This is a genomic window from Pseudomonas sp. NPDC087814, assembly GCF_044742865.1.
In the GTDB taxonomy this organism is placed as follows: domain Bacteria; phylum Pseudomonadota; class Gammaproteobacteria; order Pseudomonadales; family Pseudomonadaceae; genus Aquipseudomonas.
This window is the reverse complement of the sequence record NZ_JBIUVK010000009.1, coordinates 105,838-126,897: the sequence shown is the minus strand read 5'-3', so window position 1 is coordinate 126,897 and position 21,060 is coordinate 105,838. Positions and strand designations below refer to the sequence as shown.

Sequence of the window (21,060 nt, the reverse complement as noted above, 5' to 3'; positions counted from 1 at the left end):
CGGTAAAGCCTGGGCGATGAAAACCTGCGCGATGCACAGATCCCGAGTACGCCCTACAACTGACTGCTTTCGTTAGAAGGGTCTGGTGGTGTTGCTGTACTTCTCCAGGTACTTCAAACGCTGTGAAGGTTGAAGATTGGTCAGGGTAATATCCCCGGCGTAATGATTAAGTACCCGGTGATCCATGCGTCGTCGCCACAAGTACGGTACATACGCCCAGACAATCATGCTGGCATAACCGTATGGGAGTTGCGGCGATTCATCAAAATGACGCAGTGACTGATAACTTCTGGTTGGGTTGGCGTGATGGTCGGAGTGCCGCTGCAGTTGGAACAGAAAGATATTGGTGACAATCCGATTACTGTTCCAGGAATGGCGTGGCGAGCAACGTTCATAACGACCGTTGGGCAACTTCTGGCGTTTCAGGCCGTAGTGCTCGACATAGTTCACCACTTCCAGCAGCGAGAAACCGTAGATGCCCTGGATGATCAGGAATGGAATCACTGCCGCGCCCAGCCAGGCAATCATCGCGCCCCACAACACCACACTGTACATCCAGGCGCTGAGTACGGCGTTCTTCCAGTGCCAGGCCGGCAGGCCGAGTTTGCGCAGGCGTTCACGCTCCAGGTTCCACGCCGAGCGGGCGCTGAACCATACCGAGCGCGGCAGGAAGGCCCAGAAGCTCTCCCCCAACCGCGAACTGGCCGGGTCTTCCGGGGTGGCGACGCGCACGTGGTGGCCACGGTTGTGTTCGGTGTAGAAGTGCCCGTAGAAGGTCGGTGCCAGGGTGATCTTGGCCAGCACGACTTCCAGCAGGCGCGGCTTGTGCCCCAGCTCATGGGCGGTGTTGATGGCAATGCCGGTGGCAGCGCCAGTGGACATCGCCATGCCCAGGTAGGTGAACCAGCTCACCTGGCCATGCAGCTCGGTGCGCGCGGTGATGAACGCGGCGGTTTTCGCCAGCCAGCTCGACGGGTCCAGGGTGGCGGTGGCATGCAACAGGCCGCCATTGATAATCCAGTCGATACCGCCTGCGGCCAGCCACCCGGTGACCACCAGGGATGAGATGACAAACAGCACGCCGGTGTAGACGATCCAGCGGTAGTAGCTTTGGGATTCGAGGTTGCTGACGGCGGACTCGGGCGGGTTACTGACGTCTTCACCCAGCAGGCCGTCGATCAGCGGGATCAGGCCGAAGATCACCAGCACACCGACCCACCACAGTTGTTGCACGCCGGTAGTGATGGCCAGGGCACCAGAGAGAATTGGGGTTGCCAGGGGCATGATGCCGAGCCACCACAGGTGGCGCTTGCCGTCGGTCCAGACGTTCGGGGCAGCCAGGGTCTGATTCATGGCAGCCTCCGCACGACGCAGGTAGGCAGGGAGCAAAAATCAACACTGGACAGGTACACGGAGCGGTGACTGCCCCGAGAATTCAACCATGCGATAAAAGGCGTTTTTTTCATTATTTTATTCGCTCTTAGGCATTTCAAAAATTGTTTCAAATTAGACATTGAAATAATTTTTTTAAATAAATAGCGCGGAATCGTTAGGTCGTCAACTAGTTTCTTGAACCCTTTTGAACGTGACCGGGCAGTCTCTTTTTCAGCCGTTTGGTCAGGCGTCTAGAGCAAGCATTGACGAGTTCGAACCGCGAGTTCAGTCGCACAATTATTTACTCGCCAACGCAAACGGCGTGTGCAACACCGTGGCGCTTTCCGGCGGCCGGACGCGCTTGGCTATCTGCTCGACCACCGCCGCGACACGCTCGGTGGCCGTGATCGGCAACATATGCCCGCGCCCTTCCACCAGCTGCAGCTTCAGGCCCGGCACCAGGCTGGCCAGGGCCTGCCCGTGTTTGCGGAAATCCAGCACCTTGTCCTGCGCGCCATAAATCAGCCCGATCGGCAACGTCAGCTGCGGGTAGCGCTTGACCATGTCCGGCAGGAAATCGTTGACCAGGTTGATCTCGGTGGAGGCGGCATAGAAGTTCTCGGGCCGCATGCCCAACAAGCCGCCGCCACGGGTGGCGAAGTCTTCCGGGGCCGGGTCGGGGGCAAACACGCCCTTGACCACCGAGCCTTTGGTCAGCAATCCGATCGGCATGGTCAGGGTGTGCGACATAAAGCGTCGCAGCCATCCCGGGCGTATCGCCAACGACATAAACACCAGCGGCAGCAGGCGCTGGGGATGGGTCAGGGGCGCCACCAGGATCAATCCGGACACCGCGTGGGGATGGTCCAGGGCCAGGGCCAGGGAAATCGCCCCGCCGAGGGAATGCCCCAGCACCAGCGGCTTATCCAGGTCAAGCGTCTGGATAAAGCTGGCGACTTGCCGGGCCTGGCCAGGCAGGTCCGCGGCCGTGCCGGCATGCCGGGTGGAATAACCCGACCCCGGACGATCCACGGTGATCACTCGAAAGTGCTCACGCAATTGGGCAGACAAGGCGTACGTCAAGTTGCGACTGCTGCCCATCAGCCCGTGGATCATCACCAGCGGTGGGCCCTTGCCCTCGTCTACATAATGAAAGCGCTCGCCGTTGATCTCCAGAAAGCGCCCGTTGATCGGAACAGCAGCCTCTATACGCCGTGTCATCCGGGCACTGAAGGCCCACAACACTACGCTTAACCCTACACACACACCCGCAGCGACAACCCACTCGACAGCCATAGCTCGGTCCTCTGCATCCCTGCGTTGCTGGCGGCCCGACCGGTATTGGTCAAGGCCTCAGCCATCGTCCACCCTGGACCTTAACTGTGTGCGTACAAGCTCTCGTCCGTCGGATAAGTCGCACATGAGGAACTGGGTCGTAGCCTAGACGATATTTTCAGGTAGATTATTTAAAATCTTTTTTAAAATAAATAATTCAATTTTCCTTTGCAATGGTGTTCTATCTAAAAAGCCAAAACAAAAACAAGGAGCACATCCGATGTCGACACCCGTAAGGCGCCACCGGCCCACGAGGGACAGCCTATGAATGCCCATGACACCATCGACATCGCCATCATCGGTTCCGGATTTGCCGGGCTGTGCATGGCGATCAAACTCAAGGAGGCCGGGTTCCACGACTTCTTTATTGCCGAACAGGCCGATGCTCTCGGCGGCACCTGGCGGGACAACCACTACCCCGGTTGCGCCTGCGACGTGCAATCCCATGTCTATTCGTTTTCCTTTGCGCCCAACCCGGACTGGACCCGGCAATTTGCGCCACAGGCGGAGATTCGCGCCTACCTGGAGCAGTGCGCCCGGCGCTTCGAACTGGCGCCGTTCCTGCGCTTTGGCATGGGCCTGGAGAAGGCGGTATTTGATGAGGCGCAACAGCGCTGGAGCCTGAGCTTCAGCAATGGCCGCCAGGTGAGTGCGCGGGTGCTGGTGTCGGGAATGGGCGGCCTGTCGCGCCCGGCACTGCCGGATATTCCGGGCCTGGACAGCTTCAAGGGCAAGCGCTTCCACTCCCAGCAGTGGGACCACGAGTATTCATTGAAGGGCAAGCGCGTGGCGGTGATCGGCACCGGCGCCAGTGCCATTCAGTTCGTGCCGCAGATTGCGCCGCAGGTGGCCCACCTGGACCTGTTCCAGCGCACCCCGCCGTGGATCATGCCCAAGCCCGACCGGCCGATTTCACGCTTCGAGCGCTGGGCATTCAAGCACCTGCCGTTCACCCAGCGCCTGGTACGCGGCGCGTTCTATTGGGCACTGGAAGGTCGCGTGGTGGGCTTTGCCCTGCACCCGCGCCTGATGAAAATGGTGCAGAAAATCGCCATGCGCCACCTGCACAAACAAGTGGCCCGCCCTTCCCTGCGCAAGACCCTGACGCCGGACTACACCATCGGCTGCAAGCGCGTGCTGATTTCCAACGACTACTACCCGGCCCTGTCCCGCAGCAATGTGCAGGTGGTAACCGACAACGTGCTGCGCATCGAGGCGGACGGGGTGATCACCGCCGACGGCATCAAGCACCCGGCTGACTGCCTCATCTTCGGCACCGGCTTCCAGGCCACCGATCCGCTGCCCCGCAACTGCATCATCGGGCGCCACGGCATCGACCTGATGGACACCTGGCAAGACGGCGCCCACGCCTACCTGGGCACCACGGTGCCGGGTTATCCGAACCTGTTCCTGATCGTCGGCCCCAACACCGGGCTGGGGCATAACTCGATGATTCTGATGATAGAGGCCCAGGTCACCTACATCCTCGATGCCCTGCAGCAAATGCAGCGTCATCGCATCGCTACGGTGGACGTCAAGCCGGCGGTGGAACTGGCCTACAACGCCAGGCTGCAGGAAAAACTCAACGGCACCATCTGGTCCACCGGCGGCTGCAAGAGCTGGTACCTGGACCCACGCACCGGCAAGAACACCACGCTGTGGCCCGGCTCCACCTGGCGTTTCAAGCAGGTCACCCGGCATTTCGCCCTCAAGGACTACGTCGCCAGCCTGGTGCCGATACCGTCCACCGCGCGCCCGGCCGCAACGCCCCACACCACCGCAGAAGGGAGCCTGTCATGAAGTCATTCAACGGCCGCGTGGCGGCCATTACCGGCGCCGCTTCCGGCATGGGCCGCGCCTTGGCCCTGGCGTTGGCGCGTGAAGGCTGCCACCTGGCGCTGGCGGATAAAAACAGCCAGGGCCTGGAGCAGACCGTCGCACTGATCAAGGCCCAGGTGCTTGCACCGGTGCTGGTCACCTCGCGGGTGCTGGACGTTTCCGAGCGCCAGGCCGTGGAAGACTGGGCCGCCCGATGCGCCGCCGAACATGGCCAGATCAACCTGATCTTCAACAACGCCGGCGTCGCGCTGTCGAGCACCGTCGAAGGCGTGGACTACACCGACCTGGAATGGATCGTCGGGATCAACTTCTGGGGCGTGGTGTACGGCACCAAGGCCTTTTTGCCGTACCTCAAGGCCAGCGGCGACGGGCATGTAGTCAACACTTCCAGCGTGTTCGGCCTGTTCGCCCAGCCGGGCATGAGCGGCTACAACGCCACCAAGTTCGCCGTGCGTGGTTTTACCGAGTCCTTGCGCCAGGAACTCGACCTGCAGAAAAGCGGGGTCTCGGCCACCTGCGTGCATCCTGGCGGGATCCGCACCGACATCTGCCGCAGCAGCCGGATCGACGCCAACATGACCGGCTTCCTGATTCACAGCGAACAGCAGGCCCGGGCCGACTTCGAAAAGCTGTTCATCACCGACGCCGACCAGGCCGCCAAAGTGATCCTGCAAGGCGTACGCAAAAACAAACGCCGCGTGCTGATTGGCCGCGACGCCTATTTTCTGGACCTGCTCGCGCGCTGCCTGCCTGCCGCCTATCAAGCGCTGGTGGTGCTCGCCAGCAAACGCATGGCGCCCAAGCAACGCAATGCGCCCTCGCCCGTCCTTGAAACCAACGAAGAGCACCGTCTCTGAACTGGAGTACCGACCATGCTGCCGATTCGCCGCGACCTCCGTTTTGCCCTGCCGGCCGAACGCATCAAGGACTGGCATGAACAAGGCCCGTTCATTACCCACTTTTTCAACGCACTGTCGTTGCTGTTTCCCCAGGGCGAACTGTTCTTCATGGACAGCGTGCGTCACTACCGCCAGCGCATCGAAGACCCGGAGCTGAAGAAAGAAATCCAGGGCTTTATCGGCCAGGAAGCCATGCACAGCCGCGAGCACGTGGCCTACAACGATCTGCTGCAAGCCGCAGGGCTGCCGGCGAATACCCTCGACCGTCGGCTGAAGATGATCCTCGACGCGCAAAAGAAATACCTGCCCGCCTCCTTCAACCTGGCGGTGACCATTGCCCTGGAGCACTACACCGCGATGCTCGCGGAAATCCTCCTCAGCGACCCGTCGCGGTTCGGGGATTCGGTCAAGGGTTACCAGCAGATGTGGTACTGGCATGCCCTGGAAGAAACCGAGCACAAGGCGGTGGCGTTTGATGTGTGGAACAGCGTGATCAAGCCCGGGCCCAAGCGTTATCTGCTGCGCACTTCCACCATGCTCATCACCACGGGGCTGTTCTGGCTGACGATCCTGGACTTTCACCTGCGCCTGTTGTTTGCCGACCGGCGTTCGGGCGGGCATTTGAAGGGCTTCTGGCGGATGCTCAAGTTTCTGTACGGGCCCAATGGCGTATTCCCGCGCATGGCGCTGCCCTGGTTGCATTACTTCAAGCCCGGGTTCCATCCCTGGGACCACGACAACCGGGCACGCCTGGCGGGCATTGACCGCCTGGTGGAGGAGATCGAGCAGGCCCATAAAGGTTATGGGCCCGCCTGAGTCCGCTTAACGCTGGGTCGGGATCCGAATATCGCCATCCCGGCACTGGCTCTTGACGCTGCGCGGGCAGCCGGCAAACGCCAGGTCCTTGGTCAGGCACACCCGCACCTCGGTCAGCACGGCACCCTTGCAGATCACCGCAAGGCCATGGTTGCCCATGGCCGGGTTGCTCGCGCGAAACAGCGCTTCGATGTCCCGCGCGCCCAGGCCGCTTCGGACATTGAAGGGCTCAAGCTGCTGCGGAATCTTGACCACGCTGAGCGCTGCATCGGTCTTGTCCAGGTAAGCCGAAGCCTCAAGGCCGCTGCAGGTGCCGTGCTTGGCCCATTCATGCCTGAGCAGTTTGGGCGACGGGAACAGCGACCTGCCCCGGGCGAAGTCTGCATCCGACAAGCGCGACTGCGGCTCACACGAAGCCGGCCAGCCGCCCTTCGCGTACTGCGGCCACAGCCCATGCAGGACAAACCCGTAGCCCTTGCCCGAACACTGCTGGTCGTCCGGGTGCGTCAGGCAGAAGGTCGGCGACCAGGACAGCGACAACACATAAAAGTCAAACTCCCCGGCCTGCCCCTGGGCCCGTGGCGCTGCCGTCGCGGCCCCGGCCAACGCCAGGCAAAGCACAATCCAGGCTGCTTTCATTTTCATCCGTTCATTCCTTAAAAAGACAAAATTAAAGCACCGCTAAACCGCCAGGTTGGGGTTACGTTGTAGCACCCGGTCCATGACCCGGTCGGTCTTCAACGCCTCGATCGCCAGTGCCGGGTGTTTGCTCTCGCCGCGAATATGCGCATTCATCCCCAGCACGTGATGCCACTGGATATGTGCATGGTTGGGCACCTCCAGCACCTCGCTGGTCTCGCTCTCAAGCCGCAACGGCGCCTCATCGAACACCGAAAACGTGATGCGGCCCTTGCTGCCGATCATCTCTACCCGGTCTTCGCGCCGGTCGGCGACAAAGTTCCAGCAGCCCATGCCCAGCGCGCCCGAGGCGAACGTCCAGCAGGCGGTGACGGCATCTTCGGCGGCGTAGCGCCCGGCCTGGCGCGCGGTAAACCCGGCCACATCGACGATATCCCCGACCAGGTACTGGAACAGGTCAAAACCGTGGCTGGCCAGGTCGGCAAAATACCCGCCGCCGGCAATCGCCGGGTCGGTGCGCCAGTTGGCACTGCTGGCATCGTCTTCCGAAGGCGGCTTGCACAGGGTCCAGGTCAGATGACGCAATTCGCCGATGCGCCCGTCCTGCAGCCAGTCCCGCACCTGCTGGAAGCGTGGCAGGGAACGCCGGTAATAGGAGACAAACAGGTGCAGCCCGGCCTGTTCGAAGGTGCGCTGCATCAGCGCGCTTTGCTCGGCATTCAGTGACATGGGCTTCTCGACGCAGCAATGCTTGCCGGCAGCGGCCACCATCAGGCTGTATTCGAGGTGGCTGTCGGGCGGTGTGGCGATGTAGACCGCGTCTACTTCCGGGTCGTCGATCAGCGCCTGGGCGTCAGTGTAGAAACGGGCAATGCCGTGGCGTGCCGCATAATCGCGCACGGCCTCCTCGCGCCGCCCCATCACGGCCACCAGCGCAGAACCTGGCGCTTTGTAGAAGGCGGGTCCACTCTTGAGTTCAGTGACATCGCCACAGCCGATCATGCCCCAGCGTACGGTGTTCATCTGCATCTCCTTCAGGTGAGTTTTTTTCGATGGGGCAGTATCGGTGTTTTCCGGCCCCCTCTCCACCCTGCCGGATAAAGACTGAGCATGACAATTGCATTACACTTTTATGACAATCATCCACCTGCGGGGGCACAGACGATGAAAATAAGGGCCACGGTGATTTGCGAGCACGACGGGCACATCCTGTTCGTGCGTAAAGCCCGCTCGAAATGGGCATTGCCCGGCGGCAAGGTCGAGCGCCATGAGCGCCCGGCAGGTGCTGCCGCACGAGAACTGGAAGAGGAAACCGGGCTGAACGTGGACGGTTTGCTGTTATTGCAGGAGCTGAAGGCCAGCGACACCCTGCACCATGTGTTCGAGGCGTCGGTGGTGAATATCGAAGATGCCCGGCCCCTGAGTGAAATCAAGGAATGCCAGTGGCATCCCTACAGTCGCCTGGATGACCTGGACACCACCCAGGCCACCCAGAAAATCGTCAAATCCTTCCTGCGCCGTCTCTAAGGCGCCGCCAGTTCCGGGCTTTGCCCGCTGCACAACAACGCCTGTCTTACCAGGCCATTGGCTTTCTGCCGTTCGACAAAGGATTTGACGAACGCGGCAGCGGCTGCGTGCGCTACCGGTACCGCGACCGCCTGGCTAATGCTCATGAAGTCATCCTCCAGCAGGCGCCAGCGCTCATCCAGCCGGGTTCGCAGGTAATCCCGAACCCCGGCCGCGGCGTTCAGGCCTTGCTCGATAAACAGGTCTACGGCACCCGCCGAGGTCGGCGCGCGTACCAGTTCGGCATGCTGCACCGTGCGGCTCAGGTACAGGTCATACGCGGCACCCTGGCCGACGGCGATGCGTTGGCCCGGAGCATCGAGTTGGGTCACGCTGCCCAGGGGTGAATCCACCGCCACCAGGTACGTACCCTTGATGATCACGTAGGGCGCGCTGAAGGCGATTTCCTGCTCGCGCACCGGTTCGATGGCCAGGAATGCCACGCGCCAGCGGTCATCGCCCAGCGCGGCGAAGACCTTGCCCGCCGCATCAAAAGTGATCAACTCAAGGTCGACCGCCAACTCATCGGCCAGGGCCCTGGCCAGCGCCACCGACACGCCCTGGGGCTGGCCGTCCTCGCCACGCTGGGCCAGCACCGGGTTGCCAAAGTTGATGGCAGCCCTGAGCACACCCTCGGGGGCCAGTTGTTGCAGTACCTGCGGGTCAATCATTACGCGCTCCTAGAACAGTTCTTTGCACGGTCTTGCGAATGACGAAGGGCAAGACGCCGCCGTGTTCACGGTAACCAACCTCCTGCAACGAGTCGAGGCGCAAGGTCAGGGGGGTACGCGTGGTCTCACCGGTGGCGCGGTCAATCTGCAAGGTGATCGGGTTGTCGCCGACCTGCAACGCGTCCAGGCCGAGGAAGCTCAGGGACTCACTGCCGTCGAGGTTCAAGTCCTGCACCGATGCGCCTTCATCGAACACCAGCGGCAACACGCCCATGCCGATCAGGTTACTGCGATGGATTCGCTCGATACTGCGGGCCACCACCACCTTGATCCCCAGCAGGGTCAGGACTTTAGCTGCCCAGTCGCGGCTGGAGCCGGCACCGTAGTTGATCCCGGCGAACAACACGGTGGGTGTACCGGCGTAGCTCTGCGCGGCGAGGTACAGCGGCAGGTAGTCGCTGCGGTCGGCATTCCAGGCCCAGACACCCTGGCGCGGGGGCTGGTCGCAGGACAGCAGATTGTTCAGGCGCGGGTTGGTAAACGCGCCGCGCACCATCACTTCGTGGTTGCTGCGCCGGGTCGAATACTGGTTGAGGTCCGCCAGCGCTTCACCGCGCTCCCGCAGCCAGTGCCCGGCCAGGCTGTCGGCCGGAATCGTGCCAGCCGGGGAGATATGGTCGGTGGTGACGTTATCCCCCAGCACCACCAAAGCCCGGGCGTTGCTGATGGCCAAGGACGCGGCCGGCACCGGCGTTACCCCGGCAAGGTACTGCGGGCGGCGCAGGTAAGTGGAGGCCGGGTGCCAGGCAAACTGCACGCTGGCGTCGGCTTCCAGCGCCTGCCAATGGTGAGTGCCTTGCCACAGCAGTGCCTGGCGCTGGTGAAACAGCGCCGGGCGCACCACCGCCGCCACTTGCGCGGCCACCTCGGCTTCGCTGGGCATCAACTCATGCAGGAACACCGGCTGGCCGTGGGCATCCATCGCCAGCGGCTGGGCCGACAGGTCGGTGTCGATGCTGCCGGCAATCGCATAGGCCACGCACAACGCGGGCGAAGCAAGGTAGCCGGCAGGGACTTTCGGGTTGACCCGGCCTTCGAAATTGCGGTTGCCCGAGAGCACCACCACGCCTTTCAAGCCCTGCTCGGCGAACGTCTCGACATGGCGTTCGAGGCTGCCGGAATTACCGATGCAGGTCATGCAGCCAAAGCCCGCCAGGTCGAAACCCAGCGCGGCGAAATCCTCCAGCAAGCCGGCGGCTTCCAGGTAATCGGCCACCACCCGTGAGCCTGGCGACAGCGACGTCTTGACCCACGGTTTGCGCGTCAGCCCACGGGCGCGGGCGTTGCGGGCGAAGAGCCCGGCCTGGATCATCTGCGCCGGGTTGGCGGTGTTGGTGCAACTGGTGATGGCCGACATCACCACCGCGCCATGGGTGATCGGCACCTGGAATGACGGCTCGAAGAAATCCTGCTTTTGCGCGCATACATGCTGATGAAACGACGCCCCGGCCTGGGCCAGGGACTGGCGCTGATGGGGCTGATGCGGGCCGGCGACACTCGGTTCAACCTGCGCCAGATCCAGCTCGATCAACTCATCGAACACCGGCTCGGGATCGTCGTCCCGGCGCCACAGAGATTGCGCCGACATGTAGGCCGAGACCTTGTTGATCAAGGCCTGCGGGCGCGCACTCAGGGTCAGGTACGCCAGCGTCTCGTCATCAAACGGGAAAAACACCACGGTGGCCCCGTATTCCGGCGCCATGTTCGCCACGGTGCCCCGCGCCGCCCAACTCAGGGACGCCAGGCCCGGTCCGGTGAACTCGACAAACTTGCCGACCATGCTGCGCCGGCGCAGCAGTTCAGTCACCGTCAGTGCCAGGTCAGTGGCCGTCACGCCGTCGCGCAACGCATTGGTGACGCGAATGCCCACCACCTGCGGATAAGGAATTGGCACCGGTTCGCCGAGCATCGCCGCCTGCCCTTCCAGCCCGCCAACGCCCCAGCCCAGCACGCCGATGGCATTGATCATCGGCGTGTGGCTGTCGGTGGCGACCATGCAGTCGGGGTGCAACAGCACGTGGCCGTTGCGCGGCGCGCTTTCCCACACCACCTGGGCGATGGACTCCATGTTCATCTGGTGGATGATCCCGGTGCCCGGCGGGATCACCTTGAAGTTATCCAGGCTGGCCTGGGCCCACTTGATAAAACGGTAGCGCTCGCTGTTGCGGCGAAAATCGATGTCCAGGTTGGCATCCACCGCGCCCGCCTCGGCGTAGTGCTCGACGATCACCGAATGGTCGATGGTCAGCACCGCCGGGATCGAGGGGTTCACCGCCCGGGGATCACCGCCCAGCTCGGCCACCACATCGCGCATGCCGGCGAAATCCGCCAGGGCCGGCAGGCACGTGGTGTCGTGGAACATCAGCCGGTTGGGCTGGAACGGCACCTCGCAATCCGGCCCTTCGCCGATGGCCCGCGCCACTACCTGTGGCAATGAAGCCGGGGCGCAGCGGGCAATGTTTTCCAGGAGAATGCGCACGGAATACGGCAGGCGCTGCAGTTGCGCCGGGGTCAGCAACTGGTGCAGGTCGATCCAGGCAAAGCGCTGGCCGTCGATGTCGAGGTGACTGAGATACTCACTCATAGCTGTTTGAATACCCGCTCGATACGCTCAAGGCCCCAGTCCAGTTCTTCGCGGGTAATGGACAACGGCGGTGCGATGCGCAGTACGTTTTCGTGGGTTTCCTTGGTCAGCAGCCCTTCGGCCAGCAGCGCTTCGCAGATGGGCCGCGCATCGCGGTCCAGTTCCACGCCGACCCACAAGCCACGCCCGCGAATCTCGCGGATGGCCGGCGAGTGCATGGCCTTCAGGCGCTCCACCAGGTAGTGGCCCAGTTGCGCGCTGTTATCGATCAAGCCCTCCTCTTCCAGCACCTTCAACGCTTCCAGGCCAATGGCCGCCGCCAACGGGTTGCCGCCGAAGGTCGAGCCGTGGCTGCCGGCGTCGAACAGGTCCATGATCGAATGATCAGCGACGAACGCCGACACCGGCATGATCCCGCCGCCCAGGGCTTTGCCGAGGATCAATGCATCGGGGCGAATGCCTTCGTGCTGGAAGGCAAACCACTTGCCGGTACGGCCCAGGCCGGACTGGATCTCATCGAGGATCAGCAAGGTGTTGGTCTGGTCGCACAGCTGGCGCAGTTCCCGCAGGAAACCTGCGGCCGGCACGCGAATGCCGGCCTCGCCCTGGATCGGCTCGATCAGCACCGCGCAGGTGTCGGCGGTAATGGCCTGGCGGAAACTCTCGATGTCACCGAAGCGCGCCTCGGTGAAACCGTTGCAGAATGGGCCGAAGTCGGCCTTGTAGTCCGCCTCCGACGAGAAGCCGACGATGGTCGAGGTGCGGCCGTGGAAATTGTTGTCGGCCACCACGATGTTGGCCTGATTGGCCGGGATGCCCTTGATCCGGTAGCCCCAGCGTCGCGCCGCCTTGATCGCGGTTTCCACAGCTTCGGCGCCACTGTTCATCGGCAGGGCCGAGTCGAAGCCCGTGATGCGGCACAAGGTCTTGAGGAAGTTGCCCAAGGGTTCGCTGTAGAACGCCCGGGACACCACGCTGATCTTGTCGATCTGCGCCACGGCGGCGGCGCGGATGCGCGGGTGGACATGGCCGTGGCTGACGGCGGAATAGGCCGACATCATGTCCAGGTAGCGCTTGTCATCATCGCCAATGGCCCAGACGCCCTCGCCCTTGACGATCACCACCGGCAAGGGGGAATAGTTGTGGGCGCAGAATTGGTTTTCGAGGGTGATTGCCGGGTTGGGGTGCATGGTGGGGATGTCCTGCCGAATAAATAATGAATGAACAACAAAGACCCAATGTGGGAGCGGGCTTGCTCGCGAATGCGGAGGGTCAGCCAACATCTCCGGCGACTGACCCTCCGCATTCGCGAGCAAGCCCGCTCCCACATTTTGACCGTATTCCATAGCTGGCAAATCAGGCGCTGAGTAGCTTGCCGCTGCGAATCGGCGTGGCACCGGACACCCGGCCCAGCGGATCCCCCGGCTTCACAAAGCGCACGTCACGGCGCATGTACAACACGCCGGTGTTGTGGCTGCAAACCGTGGTGGCCTGCCCACTGTGGGGATCAACGATATCGAACAACGCCTGCCCGGCCTCGATGCGACTGCCCACCGCCGCCCGGTGTACCAGCACCCCGGCGCACGGCGCATAAAACTGTTCGCTGCCGGCCAACGGCGTCGCCGGGTTACGCAGGGCTGGCAAAGGCCGTGGCGCGCCTTCAACCGCGCCCAGGTGGGTCAGGTAATCAATGATCGCCGTGGCGTCATGTTCTGCCAGTTCATAGGACACATCCCGCTGGCCACGATGCTCGACGGTCACCGCCACGCTGCTGTCCGGAATCGGAAACCGATCGCCAAACCGCTCACGCAGGTTGACCCACAGCAGGTACAGCGCCTCATCGAACGAGTTGGCCTGGGAATCGGTGGCCAGCAACGAGGCTTCAGAGCCGATGTAGCGCGCCAGCGGCTCCACGGTCGCCCACACTGCCTCGCCGGTGTACACATGCATCGCCGCTTCGCGGGAGCAGTGCAGGTCCAGCACGATGTCGGCATCGTGGGCCAGCAGCATCAGGGTGCGTTGCAGCGACTGGAATTCGTCCAGCGGCGCCGCGTCCAGCAGACATTCGCCCCAGGCCTGGCGGATCAGTTGGCGGTTGGCGTCGATGTCCTGGCCCAGCAGGTGCTCGATCCTGTCGGCGATTGCCTGGTACGGCACCGGAAAGCCCCGGTTGTAATTACGCCCGCTGCCCAGTTCGAAACGCCCGCTGGGCGCGCCCATGATGTATTGGCTCAGCCCGGTGGGGTTGGCCACGGCCACCAGCACGATTTGCGCATTCAGCCGGTTGGCATTTTCCAGTTCTACCAATTGCCGGCGCAGGTGCGCGGCCACCAGCAGCGCCGGGGTTTCGTCGGCATGCAGCGCCGCCTGGATATAGATTTTTCGACTTGCACCCATTGCACCGTAATGCTCACTGTCCACGTGCCTGTGGGTGCCTTGTGTCGCTTGCAGCAAGGGGTGTGATTTAAGTTTCATAAACCGGAAATCTCGATATTCGAGTGATGAACGCTGAAGAAATATTAACGAGCCGGCGTGATCGTCTGTAAGGGCGGCCCACACTATCTTGATCTGGTAATCCGATCAGTGTGGGAGCTGGCTTGCCTGCGATGGCGGTGGGTCAGCCAGCCTATTCCGTGACTGACCCACCGCCATCGCGGGCAAGCCCGCTCCCACAGTGGGTGGTTACCAGAGCGCCAGGGTGTAACCCAGCATCACGCGGTTCTCGTTAACGTCGTTGAAGTAGTTGCCTTTGCTCAGCGCATTGCGCCAGCGCATCGACACGCCCTTGAAGGGCCCGTTCTGCACCACGTAGCCCAGGTCCAGGTCGCGCTCCCACTCGCGGCCTTCGCGGTTGAAGCCGAGCACTTCAGCCGAATCACCCTTGGCGTACTTGATCCCAAACAACAGGCCGGGCAAGCCGAGATCGGCGAAGTTGTAGTCGTAGCGGGCGTGCCAGGCTCGCTCCCTGGTTTGGGTGAAGTTGCTGAACTGGTACTCGGTGAACAGGTAGGTGATGGAGCCGTCCAGGTAGGTAAACGGCGTGGTGCCGTATTGCTGCTGGAAGCCGCCGCCGATGCTGTGCCCGCCGTACTGGTAGGTCAGGCGGCTGCTCAAGGCGCTGTTGTCGACCTTGCCCGCCAGGCCCGCGCCGTCCTTGTCCGACTTGAAGTAGCGCACGTCGGTTTTCAGCGTGCCCGGCCCCAGGCCGAAGTTGTTCTTGAAGCCCACGTATTGCTGCTGGTAGATGCTGTCCAGCGCCGCGAAGTGGTAGCTGAGCAAGGTGTTTGGGGTCAGCGAGTAGTCGCCACCGGCAAAGCGGAACTGGTCGCTCAGGGCGGTGCTCTTGTAGACCTTGCTCACCGTGGTCAGCTTCATGTCTTCGTAGTTGGTGGAGTCACGGTCCTTGGCCTGGTCGATCTGCCCGAGGGTGATTTTCAGGTTGCTGATGTCGTTGGACACCAGCTGGGTGCCGCTGAAGGACTGCGGAAACAGACGGCTGGTGTTGGGCTGCAGGATCGGAAGGTCCGGCACCAGGTAGCCCACACGCAGCTCGCTTTGGGCGAAGCGGGCCTTGGCGGTCACCCCAAGCTTGGAGTACTCGTCGGAGACATTCTTGTCGCTGTCACGCTGCAGCAAACCGGTGCCGGACAGCCCCGGGCTGGAGTCGAGTTTCACCCCCAGCATGCCGGTCAGGTCCAGGCCGAAGCCCACGGTGCCTTCGGTGAAACCGGACTTGATACCGAGGATAAAACCTTGGGCCCACTCGGCGCGCATCGACTGGGAAGCGGCCTCGCGGTAGTCACGGTTGAAGTAGTAGTTCTTCAAGTCCAGCGTACCGCTGCTGTCCTTGATGAAGTCTGCATGGGCCAGTGACGGGACCAGCCCGCTGCTGACAACGCCGACGCCGGTGATGAGTTGAGTCAGGGATTTTTTCATTTTTTTAGCTCCTGGCAGTGGGGTGGGGGTTGGTGTTTTTATTGTTCTTCGGGCATGGCTTCGCCGTTCGCGCAAATCGGCGATTTGCGCGGCGGGTGACGTCAGTCCTGGGTTACAGCGCTAGCGGTACGGGGCCCTGGCGGATGCGGTAGCCACCGTTTTCAAGTTTCTCCAAGGGGCTGGCGGCGGCCAGCAGCTTGCGGGTGTAGGGGTGCTGCGGGCGGTCGAAGATCTCGTCGCGGGCACCCATTTCCACCACCCTGCCCTCGCTCATCACCGCCACCCGGTGGGCGATGCGTTCCACCGCCGCCAGGTCGTGGGAGATGAACAGGCAGGCAAAGCCGTACTGCGCCTGCAGGCGCTCGAACAGCTCGAGGATCTGCTTCTGGATGGTCATGTCCAACGCCGAGATCGGCTCATCGGCAATCACCAGTCGCGGGTGCCGCACCAGCGCCCGGCCAATGGCCACCCGTTGACGCTGGCCACCGGACAACTGGTGCGGGAAGCGGTCGACAAACTGTTCCGCCAGGCCGATGTCCACCAGGGTTTTCGCCACCCGCTCACGACGCTGCGCGGGCGTCATGCCGGGCACATGGCGCAGGGGTTCGGCGAGGATGTCGCCAATCTTCATGCGCGGGTCGAGGGACGAATACGGGTCCTGGAAAATCATCTGGCATTGCAGGCGATGGTCACGGTTGCCAGCCTTGAGAATGTCCACGCCCTCAAACTCGATGGCACCGGAACACGGGCTGTTCAGGCCGACAATCGCCCGGCCGAGGGTGGTCTTGCCCGAGCCGCTGCCGCCCACCAGCGCCAGGGTTTCCCCCGGGGCGATGGACAGGTTGGCCGAATGCACCACCCGCTTGAACTGGCTGCGGCCCCACAGGCTGCGCGGCCCCGGGTGCTCGATGCACACGTCCTTGACCGTCAGCAACGGCCGGTCCGCCTTGGGCAAGGCTGCCAGGGTGCCGCGCCGCGGCAGGGCCTCGAGCAGTTGCCGGGTGTACTCGGCCTTGGGCGCCAGCAGGATCTGCTCGATGGTGCCCTGCTCCACCGCGCGGCCTTCGCGCATCACCACCACTTTGTCGGCGTAGCGCGCCACCAGCGACAGGTCGTGGCTGATAAACAGGATCGCCGTGCCCTGCTCGCGCGTAAGGTCGAGCATCAGTTTCAACACGTCCAGTTGCGCCAGGCAATCCAGGGCCGTGGTGGGCTCGTCGGCAATCAGCAAGGCCGGGCGCAGTAGCATCACCGAGGCGAGCATGATGCGCTGGCGCATGCCGCCGGAGAACTCGTGGGGAAACGCCGCCAGGCAACGCTCGGCGTCCTTGATGCCGATATGCCCGAGCATCTCCAGGCTGCGCTCGCGGATCTGCGCATCGCTCAGCCTGGTGTGCAGGCGCAGGCCCTCGGCCATTTGCTCGCCGATGCTCATGGACGGGTTGAGGGACACCATGGGTTCCTGGAACACCATGCCGATCTTCGCCCCACGCAACTGGCGCAATTGCTCCGGCGCAAGGCTGCCCAGGTCATGGCCCTGGAAACGCACCTGGCCGCTGCATTGTGCAAGCGGCGGTGGCAACAGGCCGATGGCGGCGCGGGCGGCCATGGTTTTGCCGCTGCCGGACTCGCCCACCAGCGCCACGATTTCGCCGGGGGCGATGGTGAAGCTCAGGTCGTTGACCGCCAGCGGGCCGTTGGCCCCCACGCGGATTTTCAGCTTGTCGACTGCCAGAAGGATGTCAGTCATGGTCATTTACTCATCCGCGGGTCGAGACGATCGCGCAAGGCATCGCCACACAGGTTGAACGCCAGCAACGCCATGGCGATGCAGACACCGGGAAACAGCCCCAGCCAGCTGGCCGTGGCGATATACGGCCGGCTGGCGGCGAGCATGTTGCCCCAGGTGGCGGCCGGCGGCGGGACGCCCAGGCCGAGGAAACTCAGGGAGCTTTCCGCCAGAATCGCCCAGCCGAACATACTGGTGGCCAGCACGCACACCGGCGCCACGCAGTTCGGCGCGATGTGCCGCAGCATGGTGTACAGCTCGGAGTTACCGATCACCCGCGAGGCTTCGACAAACTCTTTCTCGCGCAACGACAACACCGTGCCGCGCACCACCCGCACCACCGACGGTGTGTAGGCCAGGCTCAAGGCAAACACGATGCCGTACAGGCTCGGGCCGATGATCGCCATCAAGCCCAGGGCCAGCAGGATCCCGGGAAACGCCAGCAACGCATCGTTGACCATCATCAAGCCCCGGTCGACCCAGCCCCGCAGGAACCCGGCCAGCAGGCCCAGTACCGTGCCGGCGGTGATCGCCAGCGTCACCGTCAACACACTCACCCACAGGCTGGTGTGCGCGCCGATCATCAGGCGGCTCAGCACGTCGCGACCGTACTCGTCAGTGCCCAGCCAGTGCGCGGCGGTGGGCGCCTGCAAGCGCGCCAGCAGGTTCAAGGCCAACGGGTCATGGGGCGTCCAGACCAGGCCCAGCAAGGCCATGATCAACAACAAGGCCAGCAGCAGCGCACCGATCAGCGCGTTCAGCGGCGGCACACGCCAGGCCCTGGGGGCACGCGCCGGTGCCGGCAACAGCACCTCGGGTGCGACAGGTAGAGGCTTATTCATAACTTAACCCTGGGGTCGAAGAGCGGGTACAGCAGGTCCACCAACAGGTTGACCAGCACATAAACAAAGGTCACCAGCAGCAGGCAGCCTTGCAGCACGGGGTAGTCCCGGGCGTAGATGGCGTCGACCATCAGCCGGCCGATACCTGGCAGGGTGAACACGGTTTCGAGCACCGCGATGCCGCTGAGCAGGTTGCCGAGGATCAGGCCGATCAGGGTCAGGGTCGGTGCAAACGAGTTGCGCAGCGCATGGCGCCACAACACCGCCCGCTCCGACAAACCCTTGGCGCGGGCATGGGTGATGTATTCCAGGCGCAGCACTTCAATTGCACTGGCCCGGGCCATGCGGGTGATCGCGCCGAGTTCCACCAACGTCAGCGTGACAATCGGCAGCACGATAAAACTCAAGGCCTGCCACGGCGATTGGCCGAATGACACGTAACCCACCACCGGCAGCCAGCCGAGCTTGATGCCGAACGCGTAGAGCAACAGCAGGCCCAGCCAGAAACTCGGGATCGACAGCAACAGGGTCGCGGTGGAGACCACGCCAAAGTCCAGGGAACTGTTCTGTTTCCACGCCGAGAGCAAGCCCGCCGGTACCGCAATCAACGCCGCGAGCAACACCGAGACCAGCACGATCCCGGCACTCACCTGGAAGCGGTCAAGGATCAGCGGCAACACCGCTTCATTGGTGGTGATGGAATGCCCGAGGTCGCCGCTGAGCACCGCCTTGAGCCAGATCACAAACTGCAGCGGCAGCGGCTGGTCCAGGCCCAGGGACGCACGGGCGACCTCCAGGCTGTGGGCATCGGCCATGTCGCCGAGCATCAGCAGCGCCGGATCACCGGGCACCAGGCGGATGATCGCGAACACCATCAGCGAGATCAGCAGCAAGGTCGGGATCGACATCGCCAGCCGTTGAAAGATGAAACGCAACATCCTCAGTTACTCCCGGTCGCAGGAACGCTGACGGTCCACAGGCGCGGCTTGGACACCGGCCAGGTGCGCAGGCCTTTGACGTAATCACGGCTGGCGGCGATGGCGTTGCCGTTGTACATCGGGATCATCGGCACGTCCTTGAGCATCTGCTGATGCAGTTGGTCGAACAGCGCCTGGCGCTTGCTGATATCGCCTTCGCGCTGGGCTTCACGCAGCCATTCCTGGGCCTGGGGGTTGTCCCAGACCTTGCGCGCTTCCTTGTCCTTGTCGCCGGTCATCGAGTCGAAACTCAGGGCCGGGTCAAGGCGTTCGGAATACGGGAACGCCATCATCTGGTAGTTGCCGGTCTGGTAGCGCTCCAGCTGGGTGCCCCACTCCAGGGTTTCCAGTTCCAGGTTGATGCCGCTGGCCTTGGCCATGGCTTGCACGAACACGCCCATGTCGAAGATCGCGGCGTAGCGCTTGTTGACGATCAGTTTGATTGGCTGGCCTTTATAGCCAGCTTCCCGCAGCAGTTGGGCGGTCTTGGCCGGGTCGAAATCGAAGCCCTGGTTCTCGATTGCCTGGTGGTAGTGGCTGCCACTGGCGACCATCGAATTGTTGGCCTGGGAACGGCCACCGGTCAGGGCGGCGACGATTTGTGCGGAGTCCAGCGAATGGGCGATGGCCTGGCGCAGGCGCACATCTTTGAGCAAGGGGTCGCGGGTCTGGAACAGCAACGCGTTGACTGACATGGTGCCGCTGGAGGTGACCTTGATGCCGGGGTTGGCAGCCAGTTCGGTGGCGTCCAGCGGCGTGACGTCAATCAGCAGGTCGACGTTCTTCGACAGCAAGGCCGCCTTGGCCGCCGCCGGGTCCGGGATCACCAGCAGGCGCACGCGGTCGAGGGTCGTGGTTTTATTGCCGGTGTAGCCATCCGGCTCTTTCTCGTCGCGCGGGGTGTAGTTGGCGTTGCGCAGCAGGTCGATGTATTGGCCGGGCTTCCACTCGCCCAGGCGGAACGGGCCGGTGCCGATGGGGGCTTTCCACTGGCCGTCGACCACCGAGTCGGGGTGCAGGATGCCGCTGCCACCGCACTCCGGCAGCGCGGTGCTGGTGAGGAACAGGCCGTTGGGCTTGTCCAGGGTAAACACCACGGTGAGTGGGTCCGGGGCGCTCATGTCGACGATTTTCGCGCCGCCATGGCCGTCGAATTCAGGGGCGCAGCGCCATTGGGTTTTCGGGTCGAGGTAGTGTTTCCAGGTCCACAGCACATCGGCGGAGGTCAGTGGCGCACCGTTCTGGAACTTGACCCCGTTGCGCAGGTGGAAGGTGTAGCGCAGGCCGTCGTCGGACACCTGCACGTCCTTGGCCAGCAGCGGGCCGACGGTGGCATCTTCACGGAAGGCCACCAGTCCTTCGGTAATGTGCAAGATGACGGCGTCGGAATTGGTGTCACGGTTGACGCCTGGCTCGGTGCTGCGAATGTCGGCGTTCAACGCGACTTTCAATAGATTCTCGGCGTGGGCAGTGCCCACCAGCGCGGCGGACAAGGCGCCAGCCAGGAATAAAGTCTTGTTCATGATAAATGCACCTTGAATGATCCTTACGCTTGGGTTCGGACGCTGGCAGGACCCAAAAAGAGGCACGGCCGAACACCTGAATAGTTGTTGTTGTTTTAGTCGCTGATTACGGTTTGCGAATGTTCCTGGACCGATCTTATTCGCCACCCAATCAACTTGAGAAGAACGCTCCGAGTGATCGGGCTCGGTTTATCCGATCATCAACCGTCC

General features: G+C 62.9%; 17 protein-coding genes. 4 read left to right on the top strand and 13 right to left on the bottom strand.

The window, feature by feature from the left end; translation table 11 throughout:
* Positions 1 to 72 precede the first annotated feature (72 nt).
* Together ACIOMR_RS10450 and ACIOMR_RS10445 are read right to left on the bottom strand one after the other, a co-directional pair.
* The gene (locus ACIOMR_RS10450; protein ID WP_102369301.1) at positions 73 to 1,353 is read right to left on the bottom strand and encodes an alkane 1-monooxygenase; all 1,281 of its coding nucleotides are present in this window, start codon (positions 1,351 to 1,353) and stop codon (positions 73 to 75) included.
* Positions 1,354 to 1,671: 318 nt separating this feature from the next.
* On the bottom strand, positions 1,672 to 2,670 hold the full coding sequence (locus tag ACIOMR_RS10445; RefSeq protein ID WP_102369302.1) for an alpha/beta fold hydrolase: 999 nt from the start codon (positions 2,668 to 2,670) through the stop codon (positions 1,672 to 1,674).
* A 303-nt stretch (positions 2,671 to 2,973) separates the two neighbouring features.
* Between ACIOMR_RS10445 and ACIOMR_RS10440 the strand changes: the two genes are divergently transcribed.
* From ACIOMR_RS10440 to ACIOMR_RS10430, 3 genes are read left to right on the top strand one after another with little or no spacing between them, the layout of a single operon-like run.
* A complete protein-coding gene (locus tag ACIOMR_RS10440) occupies positions 2,974 to 4,509 on the top strand; it encodes an NAD(P)/FAD-dependent oxidoreductase (RefSeq protein ID WP_177022782.1) in 1,536 nt (511 codons plus the stop codon).
* Entirely contained in the window at positions 4,506 to 5,405 is a 900-nt protein-coding gene (locus ACIOMR_RS10435; RefSeq protein ID WP_401193896.1) for an SDR family NAD(P)-dependent oxidoreductase, read from the top strand. The genes ACIOMR_RS10440 and ACIOMR_RS10435 overlap by 4 nt, the downstream gene beginning before the upstream one ends.
* A gap of 15 nt (positions 5,406 to 5,420) precedes the next feature.
* A complete protein-coding gene (locus tag ACIOMR_RS10430) occupies positions 5,421 to 6,263 on the top strand; it encodes a metal-dependent hydrolase (protein ID WP_401193893.1) in 843 nt (280 codons plus the stop codon).
* Positions 6,264 to 6,269: 6 nt separating this feature from the next.
* Here the strand turns inward: ACIOMR_RS10430 and ACIOMR_RS10425 are convergent, their stop codons facing one another.
* Complete coding sequence (locus tag ACIOMR_RS10425; protein WP_401193890.1) at positions 6,270 to 6,908, bottom strand: ribonuclease; 639 nt, start codon at positions 6,906 to 6,908, stop codon at positions 6,270 to 6,272.
* Between the two features lie 36 nt (positions 6,909 to 6,944).
* On the bottom strand, positions 6,945 to 7,925 hold the full coding sequence (locus ACIOMR_RS10420) for a Gfo/Idh/MocA family protein (protein ID WP_401193887.1): 981 nt from the start codon (positions 7,923 to 7,925) through the stop codon (positions 6,945 to 6,947).
* 141 nt (positions 7,926 to 8,066) lie between these two features.
* Here ACIOMR_RS10420 and ACIOMR_RS10415 point away from each other — a divergent pair, with 141 nt between their 5' ends.
* Complete coding sequence (locus tag ACIOMR_RS10415; protein ID WP_177035985.1) at positions 8,067 to 8,429, top strand: NUDIX hydrolase; 363 nt, start codon at positions 8,067 to 8,069, stop codon at positions 8,427 to 8,429.
* Here ACIOMR_RS10415 and ACIOMR_RS10410 read toward each other — a convergent pair.
* The 9 genes from ACIOMR_RS10410 to ACIOMR_RS10370 all read right to left on the bottom strand — a co-directional run bounded on the left by ACIOMR_RS10410 (position 8,426) and on the right by ACIOMR_RS10370 (position 20,850).
* Positions 8,426 to 9,139, bottom strand: a complete 714-nt coding sequence (locus ACIOMR_RS10410) for a transporter substrate-binding domain-containing protein (RefSeq protein ID WP_003214641.1) — start codon at positions 9,137 to 9,139, stop codon at positions 8,426 to 8,428. The two genes, ACIOMR_RS10415 and ACIOMR_RS10410, sit on opposite strands and share 4 nt — an antisense overlap.
* Positions 9,132 to 11,783, bottom strand: coding sequence for an aconitate hydratase AcnA (gene acnA / locus ACIOMR_RS10405; protein WP_401193884.1), 2,652 nt, complete (start codon positions 11,781 to 11,783; stop codon positions 9,132 to 9,134). Before acnA ends, ACIOMR_RS10410 begins: the two co-directional genes overlap by 8 nt.
* Complete coding sequence (gene rocD / locus ACIOMR_RS10400) at positions 11,780 to 12,973, bottom strand: ornithine--oxo-acid transaminase (RefSeq protein WP_177080209.1); 1,194 nt, start codon at positions 12,971 to 12,973, stop codon at positions 11,780 to 11,782. The genes acnA and rocD overlap by 4 nt, the downstream gene beginning before the upstream one ends.
* 166 nt (positions 12,974 to 13,139) lie before the next feature.
* Positions 13,140 to 14,258 (bottom strand): succinylglutamate desuccinylase/aspartoacylase family protein, encoded by a 1,119-nt coding sequence (locus ACIOMR_RS10395; RefSeq protein ID WP_087694149.1) that lies wholly within the window; start codon positions 14,256 to 14,258, stop codon positions 13,140 to 13,142.
* A 207-nt stretch (positions 14,259 to 14,465) separates the two neighbouring features.
* Entirely contained in the window at positions 14,466 to 15,719 is a 1,254-nt protein-coding gene (locus ACIOMR_RS10390; RefSeq protein ID WP_401193879.1) for an OprD family porin, read from the bottom strand.
* Positions 15,720 to 15,831: 112 nt separating this feature from the next.
* The gene (locus ACIOMR_RS10385; protein ID WP_307519272.1) at positions 15,832 to 17,475 is read right to left on the bottom strand and encodes an ABC transporter ATP-binding protein; all 1,644 of its coding nucleotides are present in this window, start codon (positions 17,473 to 17,475) and stop codon (positions 15,832 to 15,834) included.
* A complete protein-coding gene (locus tag ACIOMR_RS10380; protein WP_168197512.1) occupies positions 17,472 to 18,350 on the bottom strand; it encodes an ABC transporter permease in 879 nt (292 codons plus the stop codon). Before ACIOMR_RS10380 ends, ACIOMR_RS10385 begins: the two co-directional genes overlap by 4 nt.
* On the bottom strand, positions 18,347 to 19,288 hold the full coding sequence (locus ACIOMR_RS10375; protein WP_003208135.1) for an ABC transporter permease: 942 nt from the start codon (positions 19,286 to 19,288) through the stop codon (positions 18,347 to 18,349). The genes ACIOMR_RS10380 and ACIOMR_RS10375 overlap by 4 nt, the downstream gene beginning before the upstream one ends.
* Before the next feature lie 2 nt (positions 19,289 to 19,290).
* Positions 19,291 to 20,850 carry an ABC transporter substrate-binding protein gene (locus tag ACIOMR_RS10370; RefSeq protein ID WP_087694153.1) on the bottom strand — a complete coding sequence of 520 codons (1,560 nt, stop codon included), beginning with the start codon at positions 20,848 to 20,850 and terminating at the stop codon, positions 19,291 to 19,293.
* Positions 20,851 to 21,060: the final 210 nt, after the last annotated feature.

Coding starts and splice junctions, on each gene's coding strand:
- ACIOMR_RS10415 (WP_177035985.1), top strand. CDS start 8,067: ATGAAAATAAGGGCCACGGTGATTTGCGAGCACGACGGGCACATCCTG.
- rocD (WP_177080209.1), bottom strand. CDS start 12,973: ATGCACCCCAACCCGGCAATCACCCTCGAAAACCAATTCTGCGCCCAC.
- ACIOMR_RS10370 (WP_087694153.1), bottom strand. CDS start 20,850: ATGAACAAGACTTTATTCCTGGCTGGCGCCTTGTCCGCCGCGCTGGTG.
- ACIOMR_RS10450 (WP_102369301.1), bottom strand. CDS start 1,353: ATGAATCAGACCCTGGCTGCCCCGAACGTCTGGACCGACGGCAAGCGC.
- acnA (WP_401193884.1), bottom strand. CDS start 11,783: ATGAGTGAGTATCTCAGTCACCTCGACATCGACGGCCAGCGCTTTGCC.
- ACIOMR_RS10425 (WP_401193890.1), bottom strand. CDS start 6,908: ATGAAAATGAAAGCAGCCTGGATTGTGCTTTGCCTGGCGTTGGCCGGG.
- ACIOMR_RS10435 (WP_401193896.1), top strand. CDS start 4,506: ATGAAGTCATTCAACGGCCGCGTGGCGGCCATTACCGGCGCCGCTTCC.
- ACIOMR_RS10375 (WP_003208135.1), bottom strand. CDS start 19,288: ATGTTGCGTTTCATCTTTCAACGGCTGGCGATGTCGATCCCGACCTTG.
- ACIOMR_RS10445 (WP_102369302.1), bottom strand. CDS start 2,670: ATGGCTGTCGAGTGGGTTGTCGCTGCGGGTGTGTGTGTAGGGTTAAGC.
- ACIOMR_RS10390 (WP_401193879.1), bottom strand. CDS start 15,719: ATGAAAAAATCCCTGACTCAACTCATCACCGGCGTCGGCGTTGTCAGC.
- ACIOMR_RS10430 (WP_401193893.1), top strand. CDS start 5,421: ATGCTGCCGATTCGCCGCGACCTCCGTTTTGCCCTGCCGGCCGAACGC.
- ACIOMR_RS10410 (WP_003214641.1), bottom strand. CDS start 9,139: ATGATTGACCCGCAGGTACTGCAACAACTGGCCCCCGAGGGTGTGCTC.
- ACIOMR_RS10380 (WP_168197512.1), bottom strand. CDS start 18,350: ATGAATAAGCCTCTACCTGTCGCACCCGAGGTGCTGTTGCCGGCACCG.
- ACIOMR_RS10440 (WP_177022782.1), top strand. CDS start 2,974: ATGAATGCCCATGACACCATCGACATCGCCATCATCGGTTCCGGATTT.
- ACIOMR_RS10385 (WP_307519272.1), bottom strand. CDS start 17,475: ATGACCATGACTGACATCCTTCTGGCAGTCGACAAGCTGAAAATCCGC.
- ACIOMR_RS10395 (WP_087694149.1), bottom strand. CDS start 14,258: ATGAAACTTAAATCACACCCCTTGCTGCAAGCGACACAAGGCACCCAC.
- ACIOMR_RS10420 (WP_401193887.1), bottom strand. CDS start 7,925: ATGAACACCGTACGCTGGGGCATGATCGGCTGTGGCGATGTCACTGAA.